The 23,253-nt window shown below is 72.3% G+C and carries 18 protein-coding genes; 12 read left to right on the top strand and 6 right to left on the bottom strand.

Going from position 1 to position 23,253, the window contains the following annotated elements:
* Positions 1 to 5: 5 nt before the first annotated feature.
* Positions 6 to 1,676: a hypothetical protein gene (locus ACWC94_RS15915; protein WP_450797135.1), complete on the bottom strand. Its 1,671-nt coding sequence runs from the start codon at positions 1,674 to 1,676 to the stop codon at positions 6 to 8.
* Positions 1,673 to 4,462, bottom strand: coding sequence for a phosphoenolpyruvate synthase (locus tag ACWC94_RS15910; RefSeq protein WP_450797134.1), 2,790 nt, complete (start codon positions 4,460 to 4,462; stop codon positions 1,673 to 1,675). Before ACWC94_RS15910 ends, ACWC94_RS15915 begins: the two co-directional genes overlap by 4 nt.
* Before the next feature lie 794 nt (positions 4,463 to 5,256).
* Between ACWC94_RS15910 and ACWC94_RS15905 the strand changes: the two genes are divergently transcribed.
* Genes ACWC94_RS15905 through ACWC94_RS15895 form a run of 3 tightly spaced genes read left to right on the top strand, consistent with a single transcriptional unit; the run spans position 5,257 to position 8,332 of the window.
* Entirely contained in the window at positions 5,257 to 7,257 is a 2,001-nt protein-coding gene (locus tag ACWC94_RS15905; protein WP_450797133.1) for an ABC transporter ATP-binding protein, read from the top strand.
* The gene (locus ACWC94_RS15900; protein WP_450797132.1) at positions 7,254 to 7,712 is read left to right on the top strand and encodes a hypothetical protein; all 459 of its coding nucleotides are present in this window, start codon (positions 7,254 to 7,256) and stop codon (positions 7,710 to 7,712) included. Before ACWC94_RS15905 ends, ACWC94_RS15900 begins: the two co-directional genes overlap by 4 nt.
* A complete protein-coding gene (locus tag ACWC94_RS15895) occupies positions 7,709 to 8,332 on the top strand; it encodes an NUDIX hydrolase (protein WP_450797131.1) in 624 nt (207 codons plus the stop codon). The genes ACWC94_RS15900 and ACWC94_RS15895 overlap by 4 nt, the downstream gene beginning before the upstream one ends.
* Positions 8,333 to 9,246: 914 nt before the next feature.
* Here the strand turns inward: ACWC94_RS15895 and ACWC94_RS15890 are convergent.
* Positions 9,247 to 9,906, bottom strand: a complete 660-nt coding sequence (locus ACWC94_RS15890) for a TetR/AcrR family transcriptional regulator (protein WP_450797130.1) — start codon at positions 9,904 to 9,906, stop codon at positions 9,247 to 9,249.
* A 141-nt stretch (positions 9,907 to 10,047) separates the two neighbouring features.
* On the opposite strand from ACWC94_RS15890, the gene ACWC94_RS15885 reads away from it, so the two are divergent.
* The 6 genes from ACWC94_RS15885 (at position 10,048) to ACWC94_RS15860 (ending at position 16,675) form a co-directional block, all read left to right on the top strand.
* Positions 10,048 to 11,238: a cytochrome P450 gene (locus ACWC94_RS15885; protein WP_450797129.1), complete on the top strand. Its 1,191-nt coding sequence runs from the start codon at positions 10,048 to 10,050 to the stop codon at positions 11,236 to 11,238.
* 8 nt (positions 11,239 to 11,246) lie between these two features.
* A complete protein-coding gene (locus ACWC94_RS15880) occupies positions 11,247 to 11,468 on the top strand; it encodes a ferredoxin (protein WP_450797128.1) in 222 nt (73 codons plus the stop codon).
* A gap of 248 nt (positions 11,469 to 11,716) precedes the next feature.
* The gene (locus tag ACWC94_RS15875; RefSeq protein WP_450797127.1) at positions 11,717 to 12,406 is read left to right on the top strand and encodes a GAF and ANTAR domain-containing protein; all 690 of its coding nucleotides are present in this window, start codon (positions 11,717 to 11,719) and stop codon (positions 12,404 to 12,406) included.
* A gap of 525 nt (positions 12,407 to 12,931) precedes the next feature.
* Positions 12,932 to 13,306, top strand: coding sequence for a VOC family protein (locus ACWC94_RS15870; protein ID WP_450797126.1), 375 nt, complete (start codon positions 12,932 to 12,934; stop codon positions 13,304 to 13,306).
* 101 nt (positions 13,307 to 13,407) lie between these two features.
* Positions 13,408 to 13,884, top strand: a complete 477-nt coding sequence (locus tag ACWC94_RS15865) for a CGNR zinc finger domain-containing protein (RefSeq protein ID WP_450797125.1) — start codon at positions 13,408 to 13,410, stop codon at positions 13,882 to 13,884.
* A 133-nt stretch (positions 13,885 to 14,017) separates the two neighbouring features.
* Positions 14,018 to 16,675: an MFS transporter gene (locus ACWC94_RS15860; protein ID WP_450797124.1), complete on the top strand. Its 2,658-nt coding sequence runs from the start codon at positions 14,018 to 14,020 to the stop codon at positions 16,673 to 16,675.
* Positions 16,676 to 16,752: 77 nt separating this feature from the next.
* Here ACWC94_RS15860 and ACWC94_RS15855 read toward each other — a convergent pair whose 3' ends face one another.
* The 3 genes from ACWC94_RS15855 to ACWC94_RS15845 all read right to left on the bottom strand — a co-directional run bounded on the left by ACWC94_RS15855 (position 16,753) and on the right by ACWC94_RS15845 (position 20,286).
* Positions 16,753 to 17,925, bottom strand: a complete 1,173-nt coding sequence (locus ACWC94_RS15855; protein ID WP_450797123.1) for a carboxylate-amine ligase — start codon at positions 17,923 to 17,925, stop codon at positions 16,753 to 16,755.
* Positions 17,926 to 18,185: 260 nt separating this feature from the next.
* The gene (locus ACWC94_RS15850; RefSeq protein ID WP_450797122.1) at positions 18,186 to 18,911 is read right to left on the bottom strand and encodes an FAD binding domain-containing protein; all 726 of its coding nucleotides are present in this window, start codon (positions 18,909 to 18,911) and stop codon (positions 18,186 to 18,188) included.
* A gap of 214 nt (positions 18,912 to 19,125) precedes the next feature.
* Positions 19,126 to 20,286: a lactate 2-monooxygenase gene (locus tag ACWC94_RS15845; protein WP_450797121.1), complete on the bottom strand. Its 1,161-nt coding sequence runs from the start codon at positions 20,284 to 20,286 to the stop codon at positions 19,126 to 19,128.
* Positions 20,287 to 20,400: 114 nt separating this feature from the next.
* On the opposite strand from ACWC94_RS15845, the gene ACWC94_RS15840 reads away from it, so the two are divergent.
* The 3 genes from ACWC94_RS15840 to ACWC94_RS15830 all read left to right on the top strand — a co-directional run bounded on the left by ACWC94_RS15840 (position 20,401) and on the right by ACWC94_RS15830 (position 23,126).
* Positions 20,401 to 21,435 (top strand): Lrp/AsnC family transcriptional regulator, encoded by a 1,035-nt coding sequence (locus tag ACWC94_RS15840; RefSeq protein ID WP_450797120.1) that lies wholly within the window; start codon positions 20,401 to 20,403, stop codon positions 21,433 to 21,435.
* Positions 21,436 to 21,618: 183 nt separating this feature from the next.
* Positions 21,619 to 22,464, top strand: a complete 846-nt coding sequence (locus ACWC94_RS15835) for a lipocalin-like domain-containing protein (RefSeq protein ID WP_450797119.1) — start codon at positions 21,619 to 21,621, stop codon at positions 22,462 to 22,464.
* 131 nt (positions 22,465 to 22,595) lie between these two features.
* Positions 22,596 to 23,126: a DUF488 domain-containing protein gene (locus ACWC94_RS15830; protein WP_450797118.1), complete on the top strand. Its 531-nt coding sequence runs from the start codon at positions 22,596 to 22,598 to the stop codon at positions 23,124 to 23,126.
* Positions 23,127 to 23,253: the final 127 nt, after the last annotated feature.

Raw genomic sequence — 23,253 nt, 5'->3', positions numbered from 1 at the left:
GACTCTCACGGGTCCTGGTGCCGGGGCGGGGCCGGGTGGGGCTGGGTGCCGTGGCCGGCCAGCAGGTCGCGGGCCTCTTCGATGGGCAGTTCCGCGTCGAGGTGGGCGCCGATGCGCAGCCAGTCGTAGCCGAGTTGGAGGGTGGCCCGCCAGGTGTCCGCGGAGTCGAAGGACAGCGGGAAGGTGCCCGCGCCCACGGCACCGCGGGCCTGGGCGATGAAGGCGCGCAGCTCCGCGTGCAGGCGGTCGCCGTGTTCCGCCGAGTCGACACTGCGCCTCAGCAGTTCACCGGCGCGTTCCCCGATCGGCCGAGTGTCCGGTGGCAGCAGGTCGAGGCGGCGTACGAGGTCGGGGTCGACGGGCAGTGGATGGACGCCGTGGGCGCTGAACAGGCCGCGCAGCGCGGCGTGCACGGCGCGGCGGGCGGTGAGTGCGGCGACCCGCCACTGGCGGCGTCGCAGGGCACCGGTCAGATCCTCGACGGCGTTCTCGACGACCACGTTGGACCACACCAGCGCCATGGCCGCGGCGGCGAACCGGTCGGCGGGCAGCGGCACCAGGTCGACGGCGCGGGGCCCGCGGACGGCGGCGCCGTGGACCGACAGCAGCGGCTGTGCGGTGGAGGGCGGCGGGGTGACGGGACCGGGCGGGGCGGCGAGCGGCAGTGAGGGGGTGACGGTGCCGCCGCCCTTCCAGGCGAGGCGGACCAGCCCGTAGCGCAGGAAGGCGGCCAGCAGCGGGCCGGGGTCGGCGACACCGGTGCCGGCGGCCGTGCCCAGCACGCGGGGCAGGGGCCGGCCCAGGACGAGGGAGCGCCAGACGGCGCCGGCGTCGTCGCCCAGCGCGAACACGTCGCGCCGGCCGCGGATGACGTGGACCCGTTCGCCGGCCTGCCAGGTGGTCACCCCCGCCACGCGTTCGACGGTGAGCCGCTCGGGGCGCCGGGGGACGCCGGTGAGTCCGAGATCCGCGGCGAAGGCGAGGCAGGCGCTCAGGTGGTCGCGGGCGGAATCCGCGTCACCGGATGAGGGGGCGACGGCTTCCAGCTCCCAGTAGCGGTCGCGTACGTCCGCGCGGCCGGTCCGGTCCAGTTGCAGGGACAGCCACTTGGGTTCGAGGTAGGTCTCGCCCAGGCCGGCCGCCCAGGACTTGACGGTCTGCAGGAGTCCGGCGCGGGTCCAGTCGACCGCCTCGTCGCTCGCGCCGAGGCACACCAGCGCCATGGCCTGCCTGAGGGACTGACGGGCCCGGTGCGCCCACCAGTCGGCGGTGATCCGCCGGAACCGTTCGACGGGCAGCGTCGCCTTCACCTCCTCGACCAGGTCGTGACCGCGCAGCGGGTGGCTGTGCAGCAGGCGCTGGCAGCGGTTGAGGAGGTCCTCGGGAAGCCGGCCGGGCCGTTCGGCCGCCTTCTCCACCGCGCGGAACTGGTCGGCGAGTTGCCGTACCGACCGGGTGCGGATCTCCACCCGCCGGCCGTCCACGAAGAGCAGTGACGGCATGGTCGGCGGCTCGTCCGCGCAGCGGCCGATGAGCAGGAAGTCGATGTCGGAGGAGGGGTTGCCGAACCCTTCCGCGATCGAGCCCTCGAGGGTCACGGCCCACTCGACGCCGCCCGGCAGCTCGGCGAGGGACTTGTCGAGCAGGTCCTGCAGTCGGTCCTCGGTGAGGATCACGGGTGTGCCTCCGTTCGGGGGCCGTCCGGGGCGGCAGTCGCGCCGCCCTGGGTGGCGGTCGCGCCGTCGTCGGTGGCGGTCGCGCCGTCGTCGGTAGCGGTCGCGCCGTCGTCGGGCGGGTCGCCGAGTACGGTGACGGTCCCGGCGGCGCCGTCGACGCGCAGCCGGGTTCCGGTGCGGATCTCGGTGGTGGCGTCCTTGACCTGGACCACGGTCGGGATGCCCAACTCCCGTGCGACAACGGCGACATGGGTGAGCGGGCTGCCTCGTTCGACGACGAGGGCGGCGGCCGAGGGCAGCGCGACGACCCAGCCGGGGTCGGTGCGGTAGGTGACCAGGATGCCGCCCCTGATGTCGTGCGGCTGGTCGGTGACCACGGCGGCCTCTTCGGCGACGCCAGGGCCGCAGGGGGTGCCGCGCAACTCGCGGGCACCACTGCGGGCGGCGGGGCCGCCGGTCCAGCCGGCCCTCTCCAGGTTGCCGGACCAGTACGGGGCGCCCTGGGTCGTGAAACGGGACGGGGCGTGCAGGGCGGTGTCTGCGGCGAGCCGCCTGCGGCGCAGCGCGGCCAGTTCGCGCAGTTCGGTGTGGAGGATCGTGCCCTCGTAGGCCCCTTCGATCTCCTCCAGACGCAGCATGAACACGTCGTCCCAGGCATCGATGGCACCGGTGCGCGCCAGGTCGCGGCCCAGGGCGCGCAGCATGCGCTTGGCCGTGCCGAAGGCCCGGGTCCGGCAGAACCTGAGCCGTTCCCGGTCGGCGAGCGCCGCCCGGGCCCTGCCCCGCACCCGCTCGTACAGCAGGCGGCGCGGGCCGCGCAGGTGCTCGTCGAGGTAGGCGTCGGCCTCACCGCCCCGGTCCGGGACGCCGCCCTCCGTGCTGTCCCGCAACGCGTCGCGCAGCAGCGGGAACAGTCCTGCCGGGTTCTCGTGCAGGTCCGGGACCTCCAGCTTGAGTTCATCGGGGCTGCGGCAGCCGTAGTCGGCGATGTAGGCGTCGACGGCGGCCAGGAAGCGGGTGTGGCCGGCCTCGCGCAGTGCCCGGTGGGCTTCGGAGTCGGGCGTGTGCTCCAGCAGGTGCAGGATCTCGGGGTCGGCATGGGCCCGGGCGGCCAGATCACGCAGTGCCCGCACCGGTTCGGCCGATTCCACGGTGCCGCCGGGGGCGGCCGCGGCCCAGGTGAACCACTCGGGGGCGGCCGGCAGCCAGCTGCGGGTGAGCAGGGCCAGCAGTCCCACGGAGAGCAGGATGGTGGCGTCCAGGGCCTGCATCGGGCCCCATTTCTCGATGAGTTCCCGCTGCAGCCGACGGAAACGGCGGTGGGTCTCGTCGCCGGGCAGTGCGTCGTAATCGACATTGTTGAAGATCGCGTACGCCCGGTGGAAATCCCGGTGGAAGGCGTTCACGGATTTCCGGATGGTGAGGAATCTCCAGGCGAAGGCCGTCGTGCGGACGAGGCGCGACAACCGGGCGCGCGGCCCGGATCGAGGGGTGAACGGATGCAGTGCGTCGGCAATCTCGTCGGGAATGCTCTCGGCGACCCCGAGAGACTTCTCCAGTACGCGCCGGTTGAGCGGGTACAGCGGAGCCAGGCGCACCATGCGGTACCAGTGGAGCAGGTTGTAGTAGACCCGTCCGTGGAAATAACCGAGCAGGTGCGGGGTCCACTCCCCCACCTCGCGCAACTGCTCGCCGCGCACGCCCAGGGCGCGGGCGTAGCCGTCGTACACCTTGGCGTAGGTGGCGGCGGCGAAGCTGAAGGTGAGGGGGGAGACGACACCGCTGAAACTCTCGATGATGTTGGAGTTGTCCCAGATCCGCAGCTCTCCCCCGGGCTCGGGCGCGGGACCCGGGGTGGTGACCGGGCGGCTCTGCAGGATCCACAGGGTGCCGTCGGCGATGGCCCACTCGATGTCCTGCGGGGCGCCGTAGTGGGCGGTGACACGGCGTCCGGTCTGGTGCAGCAGGGCCAGGTCGGCGGCGGTCAGGACCGGTGCGGCGCGGTCCTGTGCGGCGACGGGTGACACCCGGCAGCCGGGTCCGGATCCGGCGTCGTAACGTTCCTGCTTGTCACCGGTCACCGTGGTGAGGGGCCGGCCGGTGGCGGTGTCCAGGACGACGGTGTCCGCGTCGACCGCCCCCGAGACCAGCCCCTCCCCCAGCCCGTGGACGGCGCTGACCACCTGGCGGTCGGTACGGCCGGTCGTCGGGTCGGCGGTGAACAGTACGCCGCTGCGCTCGGCCGGCACCATGCGCTGAAGGATCACGGCGACACCACCGGTGCCGGGCGGCAGCCGCCGCTGGGCGCGGTAGCACAGGACGCGCTCGGAGAAGCCGGAGGCCCAGCAGCGGCGGACATGGGCGGTGACGTCGTCCAGCCCCCGGACGTTGAGGAAGCTGTCGAACTGGCCGGCGAAGGAGTGCCGTGTGCCGTCCTCCTCCGCACCGGACGAGCGGACGGCGACCGCGCCGCCGCCGGCCTGCCGGTAGGCCAGGGCGATGGCTTCGGTGACGCGCGTGCCGAGCGGAGCGGCTTCGATCAGGCGGGCGGCCTTCTCGGCGGCCCGCCGGGCCTGCGCCGGCCGGCCGTCGGCGAGCAGCCGTGCCAGGTGCTCGTCCAGTCCGCTGTCGCGGCAGAATTCCCCGAAGACGTCCAGGCCGAGGACGGACCAGCGCGGTACGTGAAAACCGGACCTGGTCAGGGTGTGGAGGTTCTTTGCTTTTCCACCGGCCCATTCGGCGATCAGGGAATGGTCACTGGACGCTGTGAGAACGTGCAGGGGCAACTCGTTTCCCTTTCAAGGGGGTTACGCAACCAGCGCGCGTTGTGCGATCTCGCCCGAATGTTTCACAGCATGGCCTGTCAAAACCTCCGGTGCGCCCACCGCGGGCGCTTTTCGGCCGTCGTGACGTTTTCAATTGTCCGGCCGTCGACGCCGTTCAGGACGACACGGCGGTGACGCACGGCGGCGCCGGCCGCGCCGGACCCGGAGAGCCGGCCCCGCGCAACTGACCGGATAGCGGTTGGCGGTACGCGGTACCGGCGATTCGGCTCAGCCGCACGTGGACGTGCAGGGCCGGGTCGGGGTCCGGGCCGGCCCGGATACTCCTGCCGGGCAGCCGGCCGTGGTCAGGCCGGCCGCCCCGGTCACGACCTTCACCCAGCCGCTCTCCACACGGGCAGCTCCCCCACCCCGTGCTGCGCCGCCTCGCGCCTCGCCGCCATGCCCGTGCCGCGACCGAAGGGCTCCCCCCGCAATACCTCGAAGGGATGATCCGGGCTGTTCGAGCGACACGGACGCACTCCACCGCAAGGCCCACTTGACCTTGACCGCCCAAGAGAACATGCGTCCACGATCTGCCCCGGATCCGCCCGTTACGGGGCCATGCGAGGGCCGTTGTTAGAGCACCAGTACCCCTCGCGCGTCCATCTGGAGGATCTCGTGAATCCCGTCCCCGCCCCGGTGAATCCTGCCGCCGTATTCGAACATCCCCGGCTTACCACCGCGTCCCGCACCCGCTCCCGGCGCCGGGTTGACGCCGCCCAGCGCGCAGCACGACCGGATACGAGGTGGCGAGCATGAACGCCGACAGCGACGCAGCCGAGACCCCCCACCGCGACGTACCGGCCCCCCGCCGCGCGGAACTACCGCTGCCGCCCGCCACCGTGCCCGCGGGACCCGAGGACGGCGACATCACCGACGGTCTGGCGGAGGCGTACTGGTCGGTGTACGACGGTGCCGCGTCCAAGGCCACGGTGGGACAGATCCTCGCGCGACTGCCGCGGATCGTGCACCGGATCGGCCGACTGGCCTGGCACGCCGACCGCGGTGCGGCCACCGCGGTCGTGGTCCTGCAGCTGGCCTCGGCCGCCATGACGGCGTTCGGGCTCATGGCCTCGGTGTCGGTGCTGCGTCAACTGTTCACCGAGGGGCCCACTCCGGACAGGGTCCGTGCGGCCGTCCCCCAACTGCTGTACGTGGTCGGCTTTCTCGCCGCCCGAGCGCTCCTCGACGCGGGCGTCGCCGTCGCGCAGGCCCGGGTGACACCGAAGATCCGCACCGCGCTGGAGTGCGAGTTCCTCGATCTGACCGCTCATGTGCGCCTGGAAGTCATCGATGACGCGGACTGGCACGACGAGGCGTACCGGGCCAACGACCGCGGGCTGTTCTACGCCCGGCAGATCGTCGGCCAGGTCGTCTCCCTGGCCGCCGCACTGCTCGGGCTCGTGGGTACCGCCGGCGTCCTGGGCGTCCTGCACCCGGCCCTGCTGCCACTGCTCCTGCTGTCCGTGGTGCCCGTCGGCGCGGCCGCCGTGCGCACCGCTCGGGCCCGCTTCCACTCCTTCAAGCGGTGGAACGCGCTGCAGCGCAGGGTGCGGGTCTTCTCCTGGCTGCTGCTGGAGCGGGACGCTGCCGCCGAACTGCGCTCCGACACCGCCCAGGGGGCGTTGCTGGAGGAGCACAGCCGTCTGACGAAGCGGATCGCCGAGGAGGACACCCGTCTCGGCGTGAGTTCAGCGGGGCTGACACTGGCGGGGCGGGCCGTCTCAGGGATCGGCACCGGTATCACCTACACGGCGCTCGGCGCCATGCTGATCGCGGGCTGGCTGCCGCTGGCCGCCGGCGCGGGCGCGGTCCTCGCCATCCAGGCCGCCCAGACTTCGCTGACCCGGCTCGTCGACGTCTCTCATCTGGTCTACGAGCACGCCATGTGGGTGGACGACCTCCTCGCCTTCCAGGAACGCTGCCGCGCACTGCAGCCCCGCCGCAGAGGGCTGCCTGCTCCGCAGGCGGTCAGGACCATCACGCTGGACAACGTGTCCTTCACCTACCCGGGCAAGGACGGCCCGGCACTCGACCGCATCTCCCTGACCCTCCACGCGGGTCAGACGGTCGCGTTCGTCGGCGTCAACGGCTCCGGAAAGTCCACCTGCGCACGGCTGCTCGCCGGACTGTACGACCCCCAGGACGGGGGCGCGGTCCGCTGGGACGGCGTGGACGTACGGGAGATGGACGCCGAGTCCCTGCAGTCCCGGGTGGGCTGCGTGCTGCAGGATCCGGTCCGCTTCCCCTTCAGCGCGCTGGCCAACCTCACGATCTCCCGGGGCACCCTCACCGAGGCCGAACCGCACCGGGCCCTGGACGCCGCGCGGGCCTCCGGCGCCGAGCAGGTCGTCGCCGGCCTGCCCGGCGGGTGGGAAGCGCTGCTGTCCAAACGGTTCCGCGGCGGCCAGGAGCTGTCGGCCGGCCAGTGGGCGAAGATCGCCGTCGCCCGCGGCCTGTACAAGAACGCGCCGGTGCTGCTGCTGGACGAACCGACCGCCAGCATGGACCCCCGCGCCGAACACGCCGTGTACCAGGCGGTGTTGGGAGACACTCCGCGCCCGGACCGGATCACCGTGCTCATCTCCCACCGTTTGGCGAGCGTGGTCGAGTGCGACCGCATCTTCGTCTTCGACGGCGGCCGCATCACCGAGACCGGCACGCACCAGGAGCTGATGGGCCTCGGCGGGGAGTACGCCGCCATGTTCACCCTCCAGGCCGCCGGCTACCGCCCCGAGGCCGGGGAGGCGGCATGACGCCTCGTGCCCGCCGCGGCGACACCGGCGACGCCTGCCTGTGGCACGGCGGCCAAGTCCCCGGACACAGCGTCCCGGTCCTCACCGGTCGGCATGTCGCCGTGCCCGCCGAACCGGACGAGCGGGAGGCGGACGCGGATGCGGCACCGGTCGGCCCGCTCCCCTTCCAACCCAGTATGGAGGCCGTGACCGGCCGGGTTCCGGCGGTCCTGCTGATGGTCCGTGCGGACGGCACGGCCGGCGTGTACGCCGCGCCCGGCCGCCGCTGCGCGGACGGCCTCACCGAGTCCGCGTCCAGTGACGTCAGTGAGCACCGGTGCCCGCTGCGGCGCGCCCGGCCACCGTCGACGGTGGCCGGCTGCCTGTGCGGCACACGCTTCACCCGCGGCGAAGAGCTGGTCGCGGACGCCCTGTTCAGGGAGCTGCTCGCAGGCCGCCCCGGCGGTGACCGGTGAGCGGCGGGCGGCACACCGAGCCGCTGGACGTCCATCTGATCCTGCGCAGGGACACCGACGAAGGCCCCGAGGTGCTGCTGTCGCGCCGGGCCGGGCCGGTCTACGCCGCCGGTCTGTGGCACCTGCCGTCCGGGCATGTGGACGGCCCTCACGAGGACGTCGTCACCGCCTTGGTGCGCGAGGCCCGGGAAGAGACCGGTGTCGTCATCGACCCGGCGGACGTACGGGCCGCCGTCACCGTGCACCATCGAAGCCCTGGCGGGAAGTCCCGGACCGGGTTCTTCTTCGAAGTCCGGCAGTGGCAGGGCGACCCGCGGATCGCGGAGCCCGACGTGTGTGACGCGATGGAGTGGGCGCGTCTCGACGCTCTCCGCACGAGGATGGTGGCGTACTGCCGCGCCGGTCTGGACGCCTACGCCAAGGCGGCTCGGCTCGCGGTCCACTTCCAGATGCCCGGCGACGCCATCGCCCACGACCCCGACACCGACCGCCTCCACATCGTGCCGGACACGGGCCACCCGCCCCGGGCCGACGCCCCGAACGCCTCGGTGGCGGGGTTCGCGGAGAGGGCGGAGGACTGTGGCGGTCCCGCGACCCCGATGAGCGCACCTGGCACGTGACGGTCCACCAGGATGCGAGGTCCCCCACCGGCGAGGTGCGCGCGTACCTGATGTGCGCCGCCTCGCTGGGCATCGCCCTCGCCGACGTCGTACTGCCTCGCGGCGGCGCGCTGCCCCGAGCTGGTACGCAAGGAGGCGCCCGAACTCGCCGCCCGCGCGGTACGGGACGGCGGCCGGGTGACGAAGTCGGCCGGCGGCGTCCGGGCGGCTGCGGGTCGCGGCATCCTGGGTCCGATCACGTCCGTGCCGCAGTACGCACGGGAACACTCCGAGCTGGACCGCCTGGGGGGGGCGGCCGGCGGAGAGCGGCCGGCTCACGGTGCGAGTCGCCCGCACCCTGCCGGCCGGCAAGCCCTGGAAGCGCACCAGCTGTTGGCGGCGGGGTGGCCTGCGGGTCTCACCTTCTGAGCACCACCTGCGGCGGTCATGCGGGAGCCGGCTTGCGCGCCAGTTCATAGGCGTGCGAAACCGGCTGTCTCGGTGAGGCGGCCGTCGGCCGTGTGGGGGCCCAGTTCGGCGGTGAGGTCTGCGTCGAACGCGTCGGCGTGGTCCGCGGGCACAGGGGGCGGCAGGAAGGACGTCGACCGGATGTGCCCGGCGAGTTCGGGGATGGTCCAGTGGTGCTCGCGGGAGAACTCACGGCGCCCGACGGGCGCGAACCCGGTACGACACCACGTCGTGGTCGGGATCCCGCTGCCTGGACCGGTCCCGTCCGGGCGGAACCCGGCCCGACGCCCCGAGGTCGTGCTGCCACTGGCGCAGCATGCTGTCGAGCGCCCGCTGCCAGGGCTGAGGGCCCACCCACGGGGAGGTCGACCAGCACAGCGCGAGACAGCCGCCGGGCCGGAGCCAGGCGTAGGCGCGCTCGGCGACCAGGGTGCGGCGGAGCCGGTGGAAGGCATGGCCGATGACGATCAGCTCGAAGCTGTCCGGCCCCCGGGCGCCTTCTCGTCGTGCAGGAGTCCGTCGAGTGCCGCGAGTACGTGGCCGCAGATCTCGTCCGGTTCCGCACTCGCCAGCGGATCCTGGCCGACCACGACCCGCATCAGGCCGATGCCGAGCAGCCAGGCCATGGCGAGCTGCGCGCGCAGCTTGCTGTCGTCTGCGGAGGAGAGAGCGGCGAGGGCGGCGGCGTACTCCTCCCCCAGCGCGCGCACGGTGTCCGGGGCGGCGTCGGCGCTGCCGATGGAGCGCAGATAGACGGCGAGCAGCCGGTCCGCACCGGCCGCACCGTGGTTTCCGCCTTCGGCCAGGACACCGCGCAGCGCGGTCTCGAACAGCCGGTCCGCGGGCGTGCTCATCAGATGCTCCTTGCCTCCCTGGGCCATGACCTCGGTGAGCAGGGCCCGCTTGGATCCGAAGTAGCGGAATATGAGTGCCTGGTTCACCCCGGCGCGTCCGGCGATGTCACGGACGGTCGCCGCCTCGTATCCGCGCTCGGCGAAGACCGCGCCGGCCGCCTGGAGGATGCGCAGGCGGGTCCCGCGGGCGTCACGCGGGCGGTGCGGGGATTCCCCGCTCGCGGAGCGGCCGCCGGGCCGGTCGTGCTGCCGCGTGTGCTCGCCGATGTCCACCCTCTGCTCCTTCTGCCGTCCGCCCCGGGCCCGCTCCACGCCTGCCGAGGAGCCGTCAGAGTAACGGCCGGTTAGCGTCGTTGACCGCTCCGTGAGCGCCTCGTAGCGTTGTAAGCGTGTGCTTACACAAGGGAGACAGCAGTGACGGAAACGGACCGCGAGCCCCTCGCCTATCCCTTCAACTCCAGCCAGGACCTGGCCCTGTCCGACGCGTACGAACGAGCCCGTGACACACCGGGGCTGTTACGCGTCCAGCTGCCGTACGGGGAGCCGGCGTGGCTCGCCACCCGCTACGCGGACGCGCGGCTGGTCCTCGGCGACCAGCGCTTCAGCCGGGCCCTGGGCCTCGAACACGACGAGCCGCGCGCCTCCGAGGGCAGGCGGGACAGCGGGATCCTCAGCATGGATCCGCCCGACCACACCCGGCTGCGCTCGCTGGTCGCCAAGGCCTTCACCGTGCGCCAGGTCGAGAAACTCCGGCCGCGGATCAGGGAACTGACGTCGACGCTGCTGGACGAGATGGAAGCGGCGGGGCCGCCGGTCGACCTGGTCGACCGCTACGCCCTGCCCATTCCGGTCGCGGTGATCTGCGGGCTCCTCGGGGTACCGGAGGAGGACCGCCCGCGGTTCCGCGCGTGGAGCGACGCGGCACTGTCCACGAGCTCGCTCACCGCCGAGGAGTTCGACCGCAACCGCGAAGAGCTGCGCGCGTACATGGCCCAGCTGATCACCGCCCATCGCGAGCAGCCCCGGGACGACCTGATGACGGCGCTGATCGAGGCGCGCGATCACGACGACCGGCTGTCCGAGCTGGAGCTCGTCGACCTGTGTGTCGGCATCCTGGTCGCCGGGCACGAGACCACCGCCACCCAGATCCCCAACTTCGTGCTCACCCTTCTCGACCATCCGCAGGCACTGTCCCGGCTGCGTGCCGAGCCCGCGCTCATCACCGGCGCGATCGAGGAGCTGCTGCGCTTCGTGCCCCTGGGCAGCGGCGCCGGGCAGCCCCGGTACGCCAAGGAGGACATCGAAGTCGGTGGCACCCTGGTGCGGGCCGGGGAACCGGTACTGGTCGCGATCGGCGCGGCCAACCGGGACGCGCTGCGCTTCACCGCGGCCGGCACCCTCGACATCTCCCGGAGCGGCAACGCCCATCTGGGCTTCGGCCACGGTGTCCACCACTGCCTCGGGGCTCCCCTGGCCCGCCTGGAACTGCAGGAGGCCGTCGGCGCGCTGGTGGCCCGGTTCCCCCGGCTGCGCGTCGCCGGCGACATCACCTGGAAGACCGAGATGCTGGTGCGCGGCCCCCGCGTCATGCCGGTGGGGTGGTGAGGCGGCCCATGAGCTGGCAGCTGCACATCGCCTCCGACCGCTGTATCGGCTCCGGGATGTGCGCCGGGGCCGCACCGGACCTGTTCGTCCTGGACGACGACCACGCGCGCCCCGTGCGCGAGCGCATCGCCGAGGACGACGACCGCGCCCTGGAGGCCGCCGACATCTGCCCGATGCTGGCCATCACCGTCCGGGACGCCGACGGGAGGGAGATCGGCCCGCGCGAGTGAACTCCACGCCGGGATCCGTCTCGGCACCGGCACGCCGGGGACCAGCCGATCGGCCGCCGCAGTGATCCCTCCGCCGGCGGGCGGCCGTCCCGCCCCGGCGCGTGCGCCGTCCCGGGACAGTGAGCCGTTCCGCCGATATACAGGCGGACGGGCCCGGTGAACGGGGCTCTCCCACGCACGCGCGGTAAGGCTTGCGTGGAATGCTGGGAGACGGCCTGTCCGGGACGGACCGAGAGGCGGAGGACACGATGGACTGGGCTCGGTTCGCACAGCAGATGGCGTCGATGGCGCGGGACCTTCTGGCGCAGAAGTCGGTCGCCACCACCCTGGAACGGATCACCGGCTCGGCCACCGAGCTGGTCGAGGGCTGCGACGCGGCCGGCATCCTCGTGCTGCACGGCACGGCGGTGCAGACGCTCGCGCCCACCCAGCAGCTCGTCGTCGACAGTGACCGGCTGCAGGAGCGGTTGGGTGAGGGGCCGTGCTTCGACGCGGCCCGCAACACGGCGAAGGAGCCGGTGTTCCGTATCGCCGACCTCACCCGGGAGCATCCGCGCTGGCCCTCCTTCGCCCCCATGGCCCACCAGCTGGGCGTGGGCAGCATGATGGGGTTCCTGCTGTACACCGAGGACGAGGAGCTGGGCGCGCTGAACGTCTACTCGCGCAGGCCCGGCGCCTTCACGGAGGCCAGTGAACTGGCCGGCTGGCTGCTGGCCTCGCATGCGGCGGTCGCCTTCTCCAGCGCCCGCACACACGCCCAGATGGAGAACGCCGTCGCCACCCGCCACATGATCGGCGAGGCGATGGGCATCGTCATGGGGAGCCACCACCTCACCGAAGAGCAGGCGTTCGACGTGCTGCGCCGTTACTCGCAGGAGAACAACATCAAGCTCCGGGAGGTCGCCCGCCGGGTCTGCGAGCGGGGCGGTCTGTCATAACCGCACGCCCACCCGGCCACACCAGCGGCTCCGGCGGCCACGTCGGAAGCGGGGCGACCCGTGCATCGCCGGAACAGCCTCATGTGCCGCTTCGGCCGCCGCGCACCGGGCGCCGGAACGGCCAAGTCAGTGCCTCGGCAGGCCACTTGCTCAGTGGGAGACGCCCAAGGTGAGACGCCGCGGCATGGGGCGGGTGGACCCCGGTGGGCTTGCCGCCGGGGCGGCCGTGGAGCCCGCCTCGCCGATTCGGATCAGCCCCTCGGTCCCGCGGTCACCGGCGCGCTCGCGCTGAGCCGGGCGGCGTCCCGGGTGACTCATCCAGTTGGCGTAGTCTGCAAGATCAAGTAATGTTCTCCGACGTGAACACCGGACCGGCACTGCGCCACACACGGATTGGCCATCCGGTGGAAGGCTGACCGCACAGCGGGTGCGCAGAACGCACCCCCTCGGTTCGGCACGCGGACCTCCTCGCGCTCGTGCACCGCGAGTCCGTTTCCCGTGTCGAACACCAGTGAGGCAAGCCGCATGACAGCCACGTTCAACCACACCATCATCGCCGCCAAGGACCGCCGTGAGTCCGCCCGGTTCTTCCGGGAGCTCCTGGAAGTTCCGGAAGCACCGTCCTGGGGCCCGTTCACCAACATCCAGCTCACCGACGGCGTGCTGCTCCAGTTCGCCGAACCGCCGGTGGAGATCCAGATGCAGCACTACGCGTTCCTGGTCGACGACGAACTGTTCGACCGGGCGTACCGGCGCCTGCGCGACGGCGGCATCGAGCACTGGGCCGATCCGCAGATGCGACGCCCGGGCGAGATCAACGACGAGCACGGTGGCCGAGGGGTGTACTTCAAGGACCCCGCCGGTCACGCGATCGAGCTGATCACCCGCCCCTACCTGTAGATCACCGGTCTAAGGAGTGACTCCCGCGCGAGGACATGGCCGAGGAGAGGACGGCCACGCCGAACGACCCGGCACGGTACCGCCCACGACCCCGAGGGCTCGTGGCGGACCTTCTCCTGCCTCGCCGTCGACCTGGGTCTCAGTCCGGTATCGTCGACGCGGTCTCCCTCGGCCGGGAGACCGACGTCGAGCAGGCGACGACCGTACGGGAGGCCATCTACCGGCTGGTCACCGCCCGCCGGCTCGGCGAACAGTACGACGGGGCCGCGCTGACCGTGGTGAACAACGCCGCACGCAAACCGCCCGCGGTATCCCGGCTCACCCCGGCGGGCCGCTGGACGCAGGCGCCCCCCGAAGAGGCCCTGTCCATGGTGGCGTGCCACGCCGTCGAACTCCTCAGCGGTCCGGACGTGCCCCTCCTGAAGGAGTGCGGCAACCCCGCGTGCACGCGCACCCACATCGACCGCTCGCGGGGCATGCGCCGGCAGTGGTGCGGGATGGAGTCCTGCGGCAACAGGATCAAGGCGGCCGCGTACCGCGCCCGCAAGAAGACGGCATCTGCCACCGCACCGGCGTGATGCGGCCCCCTCCCGCGGGGATCTAGACTCACTTGGTAGCCGCAAGCAACGGATAGTGAGTGATGATCGACACGGGTAGCCTCCCAGCCGGGCAGTGCCCGGGTGGCGGGGCGAGGCAAGGAGATCCGCACGCATGACCACGCCCGCGTCCCCGCCCCGCGGGGAAGCCGCCGCCATAGCCCCGTCGGCCGCACCGGCCGGCCGCCTGACGCACCGTCAGATCATGACGATCCTCAGCGGCCTGATGCTGGGGATGTTCCTCGCGGCGCTCGACCAGACCATCGTCAGCACCTCGATCCGCACCATCGCCGACGATCTGCACGGACTCAGCTCACAGGCGTGGGTCACCACCGCGTATCTGATCACGTCCACCATCAGCACGCCGCTGTACGGGAAGCTGTCCGACCTCTACGGCCGCAAGCCCTTCTTCCTGGCAGCCATCAGCATCTTCATCGTCGGCTCGGCGGCCTGCTCGTTCGCCACCTCGATGACCGAGCTGGCCGCGTTCCGGGCCTTCCAGGGCATCGGCGCGGGCGGTCTGATGTCGCTGGCTCTGGCGATCATCGGTGACATCGTGCCACCCCGCGAACGCGCCCGGTACCAGGGCTACATGCTCGCGATGTTCGGCTCCTCGAGCGTGCTCGGCCCGCTGATCGGCGGTTTCCTGGCGGGCCGCAGCAGCATCCTGGCCATCGCCGGCTGGCGCTGGGTGTTCCTGGTCAACGTGCCGGTCGGCATCATCGCCCTGTTCGTCGTCGCCAAGGTGCTGAACCTCCCGCACACCCGGCGCGAGCACCGCATCGACTGGTGGGGCGCGGCCGCCATCGCCGTCGGCGTGGTGCCGCTGCTGCTCGTGGCCGAGCAGGGCCAGGACTGGGGCTGGACGTCCACGAAGGCCTGTGTCTGCTACGCGGTCGGCGTGGTCGGGCTGGTGGTGTGGGTCTTCGTCGAGCGTGCCATGGGCGAGGAGGCCCTGATCCCGATGCGGCTGTTCCGCAGCGCGGTGTTCAGCAAGATGAGTCTGCTGTCCGTGCTCGTCGGTATGGGCATGTTCGGCGGGATGATGATGGTTCCGCTGTACCTGCAGATCGTGAAGGGCGTCAGCCCCACCAAGTCCGGCCTGCTGATGCTGCCCTTGATGGTCGGGATGATCGCCGGGACCATCGTGGTCGGACGCATCATCCAGCAGACGGGCAAGTACAAGATCTTTCCGATCGTCGGCACCGCGTTGATCATCGCGGCCATGGTGCTGTTCCACTACCGGGTGCAGTGGAACACCGCGCTGCCGGAGACCATGGCGTACATGGCGCTGTTCGGTATCGGCCTCAGCGGATGCATGCAGATCCTGACGCTGGCCGTGCAGAACGCCGTGGAGCCCAAGGACATGGGTGTGGCGACCGCGTCGGCCACCTTCTTCCGGCAGATGGGCGGCACCGCAGGTACCGCTGTCTTCCTCTCGGTGCTGTTCAGCACCGTCGGCGACAAGATCGGCTCGGCCTTCCGGGCCGCGTCCGGAACGCCCGGCTTCCAGGCCGCGCTCCAGGACCCGGCCGTACGCTCGAACCCCGCGAACGCGCCGGTGCTGGAGATGTTCCAGCACCCCCGGGCGGGCGGCGGAAGCGGCTCGGGTGTGCTGGACGACTCCTCGTTCATCCAGCGGCTCGACCCGCGCCTGGCCCAGCCGTTCAAGGCCGGCTTCACCGACTCGATGCAGCTCGTGTTCCTGATCGCGGCGGCCGTGATGGTCCTGGGCCTCCTGGTCGCGCTGTGGACCAAGGAGGTGCCGCTGCGCAAGGTCTCCGGCCTGGAGGCGCGGGCCGCCGAGGAGAGCGGCGGCCCGGCTGCGGAGCCCGGCCCGGCTGTGGAACCGGTCGCGACCACCGTCGCGGGGTCGGCTGCCGCAGAGGCAGCCGTCGGAGCGTCAGCCGTAGGCGAGGCCGCGGCCACTGAGTCCGTGGCCCCGGCCGAGCCCGCGGCCGGAACCACCGCTGACGGGGAGGGCCGACCCGCTCAGGGCGCCCCGGCGTACGGCGCCCGCGGCCGGGTGCTGGACGGGGCGGGAGTACCGGTGCCGCAGGCCGTGATCACCTTGATCGACGTCGGGGGACGGCAGCTCGACCGAGCCGTCAGCGGCGACGACGGGGGCTATGCGGTGACCGTCCCCCGCCCCGGCACCTACGTGCTGATCGGCGCCGCCGACGCGCGGCAGCCGCAGGCCGTCACGGTGCTCGTCGGCGACGAGCCGGCCGAGTGCGACCTCGCGCTGAGCGGCGGCGCCGCCCTCACCGGATCCGTCCGGGACGCCGTCGACGGACGCCCCCTGCCAGGTGCCCTGCTGGTGGCCACCGACGTACGCGGCGAGGTCGTCTCCTCCGGCACCTCCGCGGCCGACGGCACCTTCGTGCTCGCCGATCTGGTCCCCGGCAGCTACACGCTCGCGGTGAACGCGCCCGGACACCGCCCTACGGCCCTGCCGGTCGAGGTCACCCCGGGAGCGACGAAGGCCCACGAGGTCCGTCTCGAACCCGGTGCCCGGCTCCACGGTGTGGTCAGCACCGCCACCGGCAACGTGCTCGCCGACGCCAAGGTCACCCTGCTGGACGCGGCCGGGAACGTGGTCGGCACGGCGGTCACCGGCCCCGACGGCGCCTACGGGTTCACCGACCTCACCGGCGGCGAGTACACGGTCGTCGCCAGCGGCTATGCGCCGGTCGCCGCGTCACTGCGCGTGGACGCGAGCGGCGTCACCGACCACGACCTGGAACTGTCGCACGAGGAGTCTTCCCGGTAGCACACAGCGGGAGCCGGGAGCGGTGACACGGATGGGCCTCGTCGGCCTGCTCCGGCCCACCGCGCCCGCCGAGCGCGTCACCCGGGAAGCTCGACAGCGAGGTCGTCCACCACCGCCTCCAGGCGGCCCGCGTACTGTTCCGCGACACGTCTCTGGCGCGCGAAGCCGGTCCCGTTGAGCTGGACGTCGCTCAGCCAGTCGCCGACGAACTGGTCGTCGCCGTACCGGCTGAGGTGCGGCTCGACCCGTTTCCACAGCTCCTCGACCAGCCGGCCGACGGGCGTGGCGGCGCAGTCGCGGGTGTGGGTGGCGGGCAGGGCGCCCGTCGGACCGTGCCGGGCAGCCTGCCAGCATGCCGCCCGCAACAGCAGGTCGGGGGCCTCGGGCGCGTATTCGCCGGCGCGTGCCGCCTCGACGGCGTGCCCGACGAGACCGCGGACGAGCAGCGCGTACGCGGTGGTGGTCCCGGCGTCGGGCATCACGTCCGCGATGCGTACCTCGATGGTGGGAAGGTGCGCCGAGGGCCGGACGTGCCAGTAGATCATCCCCGGGTCCATCGCCGCTCCGGTGGCCACGAGTTGGTCGACGATCCGCGCGTAGTGGGCCGCGCCCCTCAGATAGGGTGGCGGACCCGCGGCGGGCCACCGGCTCCAGACCATGGAGCGCCAGCTCGCGTATCCGGTGTCCGACCCGCCGCTGTACGGGGAGTTGGCGGTGAGGGCCAGCAGCAGGGGCATCCAGCCGCGCAGGTGGTTGACCGCCTCCACGGCGTCTTCCCGGTCGGTCACGCCGACGTGCACGTGGCAGGCGTTGACACCCTGGTCGTGGACGAGGGGCCCGAAGCGGCGCGCGAGGGCGAGGTATCGCGGCTGGTCGAGGAGGGGTGGTGGCCCGGAACGGCCGAGGACCGCCGTGCCGCTGGGCACCAGCAGGCAGTCGTACTCGGCGGCCGCGACGGCCGCACCCGCGCGTAATCGCAGGATCTCCCCCTCCAGTTCGGCGGCCGTACGGCACACCGCGCTGACGGTCTCCACCTGGGACTGCGAGAGTTCGGGTGTGGCATGCGGCGCACCGAGGTGCGTACGGGCGGCGTGTACGACGGACAGGGACCTGTACACAGCCGACCTGCTGTGCCGGTCGGCCAGGACGAACTCCTCCTCCACACCGACCGTCGGCGGTGCGGTCGCCTCCGGCGGGAACGCGGACCCGCCGGCGGCAACAGGGGTCACGGCATCAAGCGGCTCTGGCACGTCCATCCCCTTCGGGAGACACGGGACACCGGCATCGCTCGTCGCGGGATGCGCGCGTCTCGCGCTCACTGCTGACGAGCTCGGGCGCATGGGCCACTCCCTGCCGGACAACGGGTGGGAACCGCCATGCTGCGCCTTCGGCCGAGGCCGCTGCAAGCGATTGCCAAGCCACCCTCAGGGCACGCGGACCGCACGTTCGGCGGGAGGTGCCGCACGACGGAGCACGGGGCGAGGGACGAAGCGGCCGGCCGTCCGTCACATCAGGCCGTGCCGCGATCGCCGAGGAGGCCGGTGACCTGTGAGTGGACGGCTCGCCAAACGAAGCCCTGCAGATCGCCGAGGGCCGTCTCGCTCAGCGCGTGCACGGTCTGCTCGGCATCGGCACCGGTGTCGTACGTGACGCTGCCGCTGAGCACGTCATGACCGTCGCGTACGGCGACCCGCAGGTGGTTGCCGCCGTTGCCGGCGTGGACCGCCGAGGCGACGACGAGGGGTGGCGGCCCGCCCGCCTCTCCGGCCAGTTTGCGGTACGAGGAGGCGATCGGTGCACGCCAGCGCAGGCTGACGAGGACAGGACGTTTGGCCACCAGCTCGGCCATGTCCGTCTCCTGGACGCCGTCGGATTCCAGCACCGTGGCCCGGGCGTCCAGGACGAGCGCCGCGGGCAGCAGACAGCGCAGCGTACTGCCGACGAGGTTGCCGCCGACCGTCGCCGTCCGCCGCACGGCCCCGGTGCCCACCCCGGCGGCCGCCAGGCGGAGCACGTCAGGTACCCGGTCGTCGATCCGGTGCAGGACCACGGCGCCGCCCACCGTCTCGCGCCCCAGCGCGTTGGCCTCCGGCAACTCCCGTAGGGACATGGCCAGTTCAGGAAACCCGTCCCGCTGCCAGGTGGCCCAGACGAGGGTCGCCCCGCCGATCGGCACGGCCCCCTCGGCCAGGCACTCCTGGGCTTCGGACACGGATGTGGGCAGCCTCAACAGCACAGCAGCCGACCTGCCTTCCGGAGAACTCGGACCCATACCGGTGGGTGAGGTTCTGGCCAACCACCCACCGCCCAGGCAGTCTTCTCGCCTGGGCGGGGGCGCGTACAGGGCTCACACGAGCACGGCGTGCGCCGCGCGGCCCGCACCGCCCGGTTGCGAAACTCCCCGGCCGCCTTGCCGAGCCGGGTGTCAGGGGCGCGAGGGCCGTCTCGTGTCAGCGGATGCGGCGGAGGGTGTCGGGCGTGAGGTCGGCCAGGGTGGGGTAGCCGTCGACGGCCATGAGGAGGTCGGCCTCTGCGAGCAGGGAGCGCAGGACGTGGACGATGCCGTCGGTACCGTCGAGGGCCAGGCCGTAGGCGTAGGGGCGGCCGATGCCGACGGCGGTCGCGCCCAGGGCGAGGGCCTTGACGATGTCGGCTCCGGAGCGGATGCCGGAGTCGAACAGGACCGGCAGGTCACCGGCGGCCTCGACGACGCCGGGCAGGCAGTGCAGCGCGGGCAGTCCGCCGTTGGCCTGGCGCCCGCCGTGGTTGGAGCAGTAGATGCCGTCCACGCCGGCGTCCTTGGCGCGGCGGGCGTCGTCGGGGTGGCAGATGCCCTTGAGGATCAGCGGCAGGTCGGTCATCGACCGCAGCCAGGGCAGGTCGTCCCAGGTGAGCGGGTTGCCGAAGGTCTGCGCCCAGCGCATCACCGCGGCTGCCGGGTCGTCCTCGGGGGACCTGGCGAGGCGGGAGCGGAAGACCGGGTCGCTGGTGTAGTTGGCCAGACAGTGTCCGCGCAGCTGAGGGAAGTTGCTGATGGCGAGGTCACGGGGACGCCACCCGGTGATCCAGGTGTCCAGGGTGATCACGATCCCCTTGAACCCGGCCTTCTCGGCGCGGTGGACGAGGCTCTCGGCCAGCTCCCGGTCGGTGGGGGTGTAGAGCTGGAAGAAGCCGGGGGTGTCGCCGAGCTCGGCGGCCACCTGCTCCATCGGGTCGACGGTCAGGGTGGAGGCGATCATCGGCACGCCGGTCCGGGCGGCGGCGCGTGCGGTGGCGAGGTCGCCGTGGCCGTCCTGGGCGCACAGCCCGATCACGCCGATCGGGGCCATGAACAGCGGCGCGGCCAGGCGCGTCCCGAACAGGTCGACCGACAGGTCCCGCTCCCTCGCACCGACCAGCATGCGCGGAACGAGACCCCACTGCTCGAAGGCGGTGACATTGGCTCGCTGGGTGTACTCGTCCCCGGCGCCGCCCGCGACGTAGGAACGCACCGACGGTGTCAACGCGGCCAGGGCCGGCGGCTCCAGCTCCGCGCAGGTCATCGGCAGCCGCGGTGCCACACCGTGCAGCCCGGCGCGGTAGATCTCGTTCTGGTAGTCGGCGAACGCCATGTCCCGGTCCTCCCGCTGCGGCCCGCCCCGTGCGAGCCTGTGCCCCTTCCACAGTGCGAGACTGACCCTTCAGGGAAGGGAAAACGCAGGATTCTCGCCAAGGGGCACGTGCCGATGCAGGAAGACGCGCAACAGCTGAGCGAGGACGACCTCGCGCTGATCCACGCGCTGCAACTGCGGCCGAGGGCCTCGTGGACCGAGCTCGGCCGCGCCCTCGGGGTGGACCCGGTCACCGTCGCCCGCCGCTACAACCGCCTCACCGAGCACGGCATGGCCTGGGTCGCGCTCTCCCCCGGCCCGCGGATGCTGGACCGGATATGCCTTTCCTACGCCCAGATCGACTGCGCCCCGGGCGCCACCGCCTCCGTCGCCCGGGCCCTCGGCGGCCATCCGCACATGCTCACTCTTGAGCGCTCGGCCGGCGGCCACGACATCCTCGCCACCGTCGCCACCCGGGACCTGCACGCCCTGTCCCGCTACACCCTCGACATGCTCCCGCACATCCCCGGTATCACCGCCGTGCACGCCCGGATCGTCACCCACATGTTCACCGAGGGCGGCCAGTGGCGCATCGCCGCCCTCGCTCCCGACCAGCGGGCCCGGCTCACCCCACCACCCGCCATCCGGTCGCCCCGGTCCGGACCCAGTGACCTGACCGCCTTCGACCGCGCCCTCCTGGGCCGGTTGGTCCACGACGGCCGCGCCTCCTACCAGGCGCTGGCCACCGCCCTGGGTGTCAGCCTGTCCACCGCCAAACGCCGTGTCGAGCGACTGACCCGACTCGACGTCCTGCGCTTCCGCTGCGACTTCGCCCGCCCCCTCGGCGGCTGGCCCGTCGCCATCACCTTCTGGGTCAGGGTTCCGCCCACCGATCTGCCCGCCATCGGCCACGCCCTGGTCCGCCTGCCCGAAACCCGCAACTGCGCCGCCGTCACCGGCCCGTACAACCTCGTCCTGCAGGCAAGCCTGCACTCCGTGGCCGACGCCCTGCGTCTGGAGACCCAGCTCGCCACCACCCACCCCAGCCTCGACATCGTCGACCGCGTCATCACCCTGCGCCACGACAAGCTCCTCGGGCGGCTGCTCGACCCCTACGGCCGGTCCACCGGCATCGTCCCGCCCGACGTCTGGGCCGAGCCGTCGATCTGACATCACGTCAGCGCCGAGTCCATGCCCGGCCCGGCGACCGGTACCGCGCCGGCAGGACGGTCGACCCCCACAGGCTGATCCAGCCCTCGCCCTGACAAACTGGTCAACTGGTCAACTGGCCAGCACCATCAGCTTCGTTCCCCGCGTCCATGCGGCAACGGCCGCCCTCTGACAGGAGATCCGATGACCACGACCCGACCGACCTTGGTCGACGCCGCCGAGGGCCTCGCTCCCACCTCTCCCGACAACGCGGACTCCTGGTGGTTCTGCGCCAGGCTGCACGACCATGAGAACGTCTTCTGGGTGAAGATCCACACCATGCTGATGCAGGGCGCCTGTCACAGCACGGTCGCCGTGCTCCGGGAAGGAGACGGTCACAGCAGCGGCACGTACGCCGTCGAAGCCATGGACGAGGTGAAAGTGGCCGCGGACTCGCTCGACGTGCGGACCTCCGTCCTCGCCGTGAGCGGAGACACGGACCGACTCGACGTCTCGGGAGCGACGGACACCGCCTCGGTGCGGCTCACCCTTCGGCGCGAGGGTCCTGTCCTCTACAGCGGCGGCAGCGGAGTGTTCCCCTTCTTCGGCGGCACGACGGGGCAGTACGCGCTGCCCGGCCTGACCGCGTCCGGAACCCTCACCGTCGAGGGGGTCACGTACCGAGTCAGCGGACACACCTGGCTCGACCGTCAGTGGGTCTCCGGGGCCACCCAGCCCCCGCGCTTCACCTGGCTCGGCCTGGACCTCGGCGCCGGCCGGTACCTGAGCGTCTGGGACACCGCGGGGGACGGTTCCTCCTGGCTCACGGAACTTCAGCCCGACGGCTCGCATCTGATCACCCACGCCCAGCGGACCGACCACGAGGGGCACTGGCTTCTGACCGTTCCCGCCCTCGACGCGTCCCTCGACATCACCCACCGGGGACTGGCCGGCTCCGAGGCCGCCTACACCGGCGCATGCCACGTGACCGGAACCCTCGCGGGACAGGACATCACCGGGCACGGCTACACGGACGTCATCGGCCACTGACCTCCGCCTACCGGGCGCGGCCGGCCCGGGCCGATACCGCCGGCCGCGCCGGTCGGCGGGGTCGGTCGGCGGGGTCGCCGGCGCTCCTGTCGGGCACGCCTGGGTCCGGGAAAAATGGAGACTCTGGCCTCATGGACGGGGTTCTGCTCACTTTTGGGCACAGCACCACCGAGCGCGAGCGGATCGTCTCCCTGCTGCTCCAGGCCGACGTGGCAGCCGTCGTGGACGTACGCACCGCCCCGGGGAGCCGCCGCTACCCGCACTTCTCCCAGCAGCGGCTGGCCGAGTGGCTGCCGCGGCACGGGATCGCCTACCGGTGGGAGCCCGACCTCGGCGGGTTCCGCAGACCCCCTCCGGACAGTCCCGACACCGTCTGGCGCAACGTCTCCTTCCGCGGCTACGCGGCCCACACCCGCTCCGACGAGTTCGTCGCCGCCGCGGACGAGCTACTGCTCCAGGCCGCCGGCGTCCGCACCGCCGTGATGTGCCGGGAAGCGGTCTGGTGGCGCTGCCACCGACGCCTCATCGCGGACTTCGCGGTCCTCGCCCGCGGGGTACCGGCCTACCACCTCATGCACAACGGCCGCCTCGACGCGCACACCGTGACACCCGGCGCGCGCTTGCGCGAGGACGGTCTTCTGATCTACGACGGCACCTCGTAGCCGGCCTTCCGCAGAGCCGGAAACGGCCTTGTGCCGGGTCGGTGGCCGCGACCGCGGACCGGGGGACCGGGGTGCGGCGCGGGCAGCCTCGGGCCGGCGGGCACGCCCTCGGTCAGCGGCGCCTGGG

It is taken from the genome of Streptomyces sp. NPDC001135, assembly GCF_053598395.1.
This window is presented reverse-complemented; position numbering and strand designations above follow the sequence as displayed.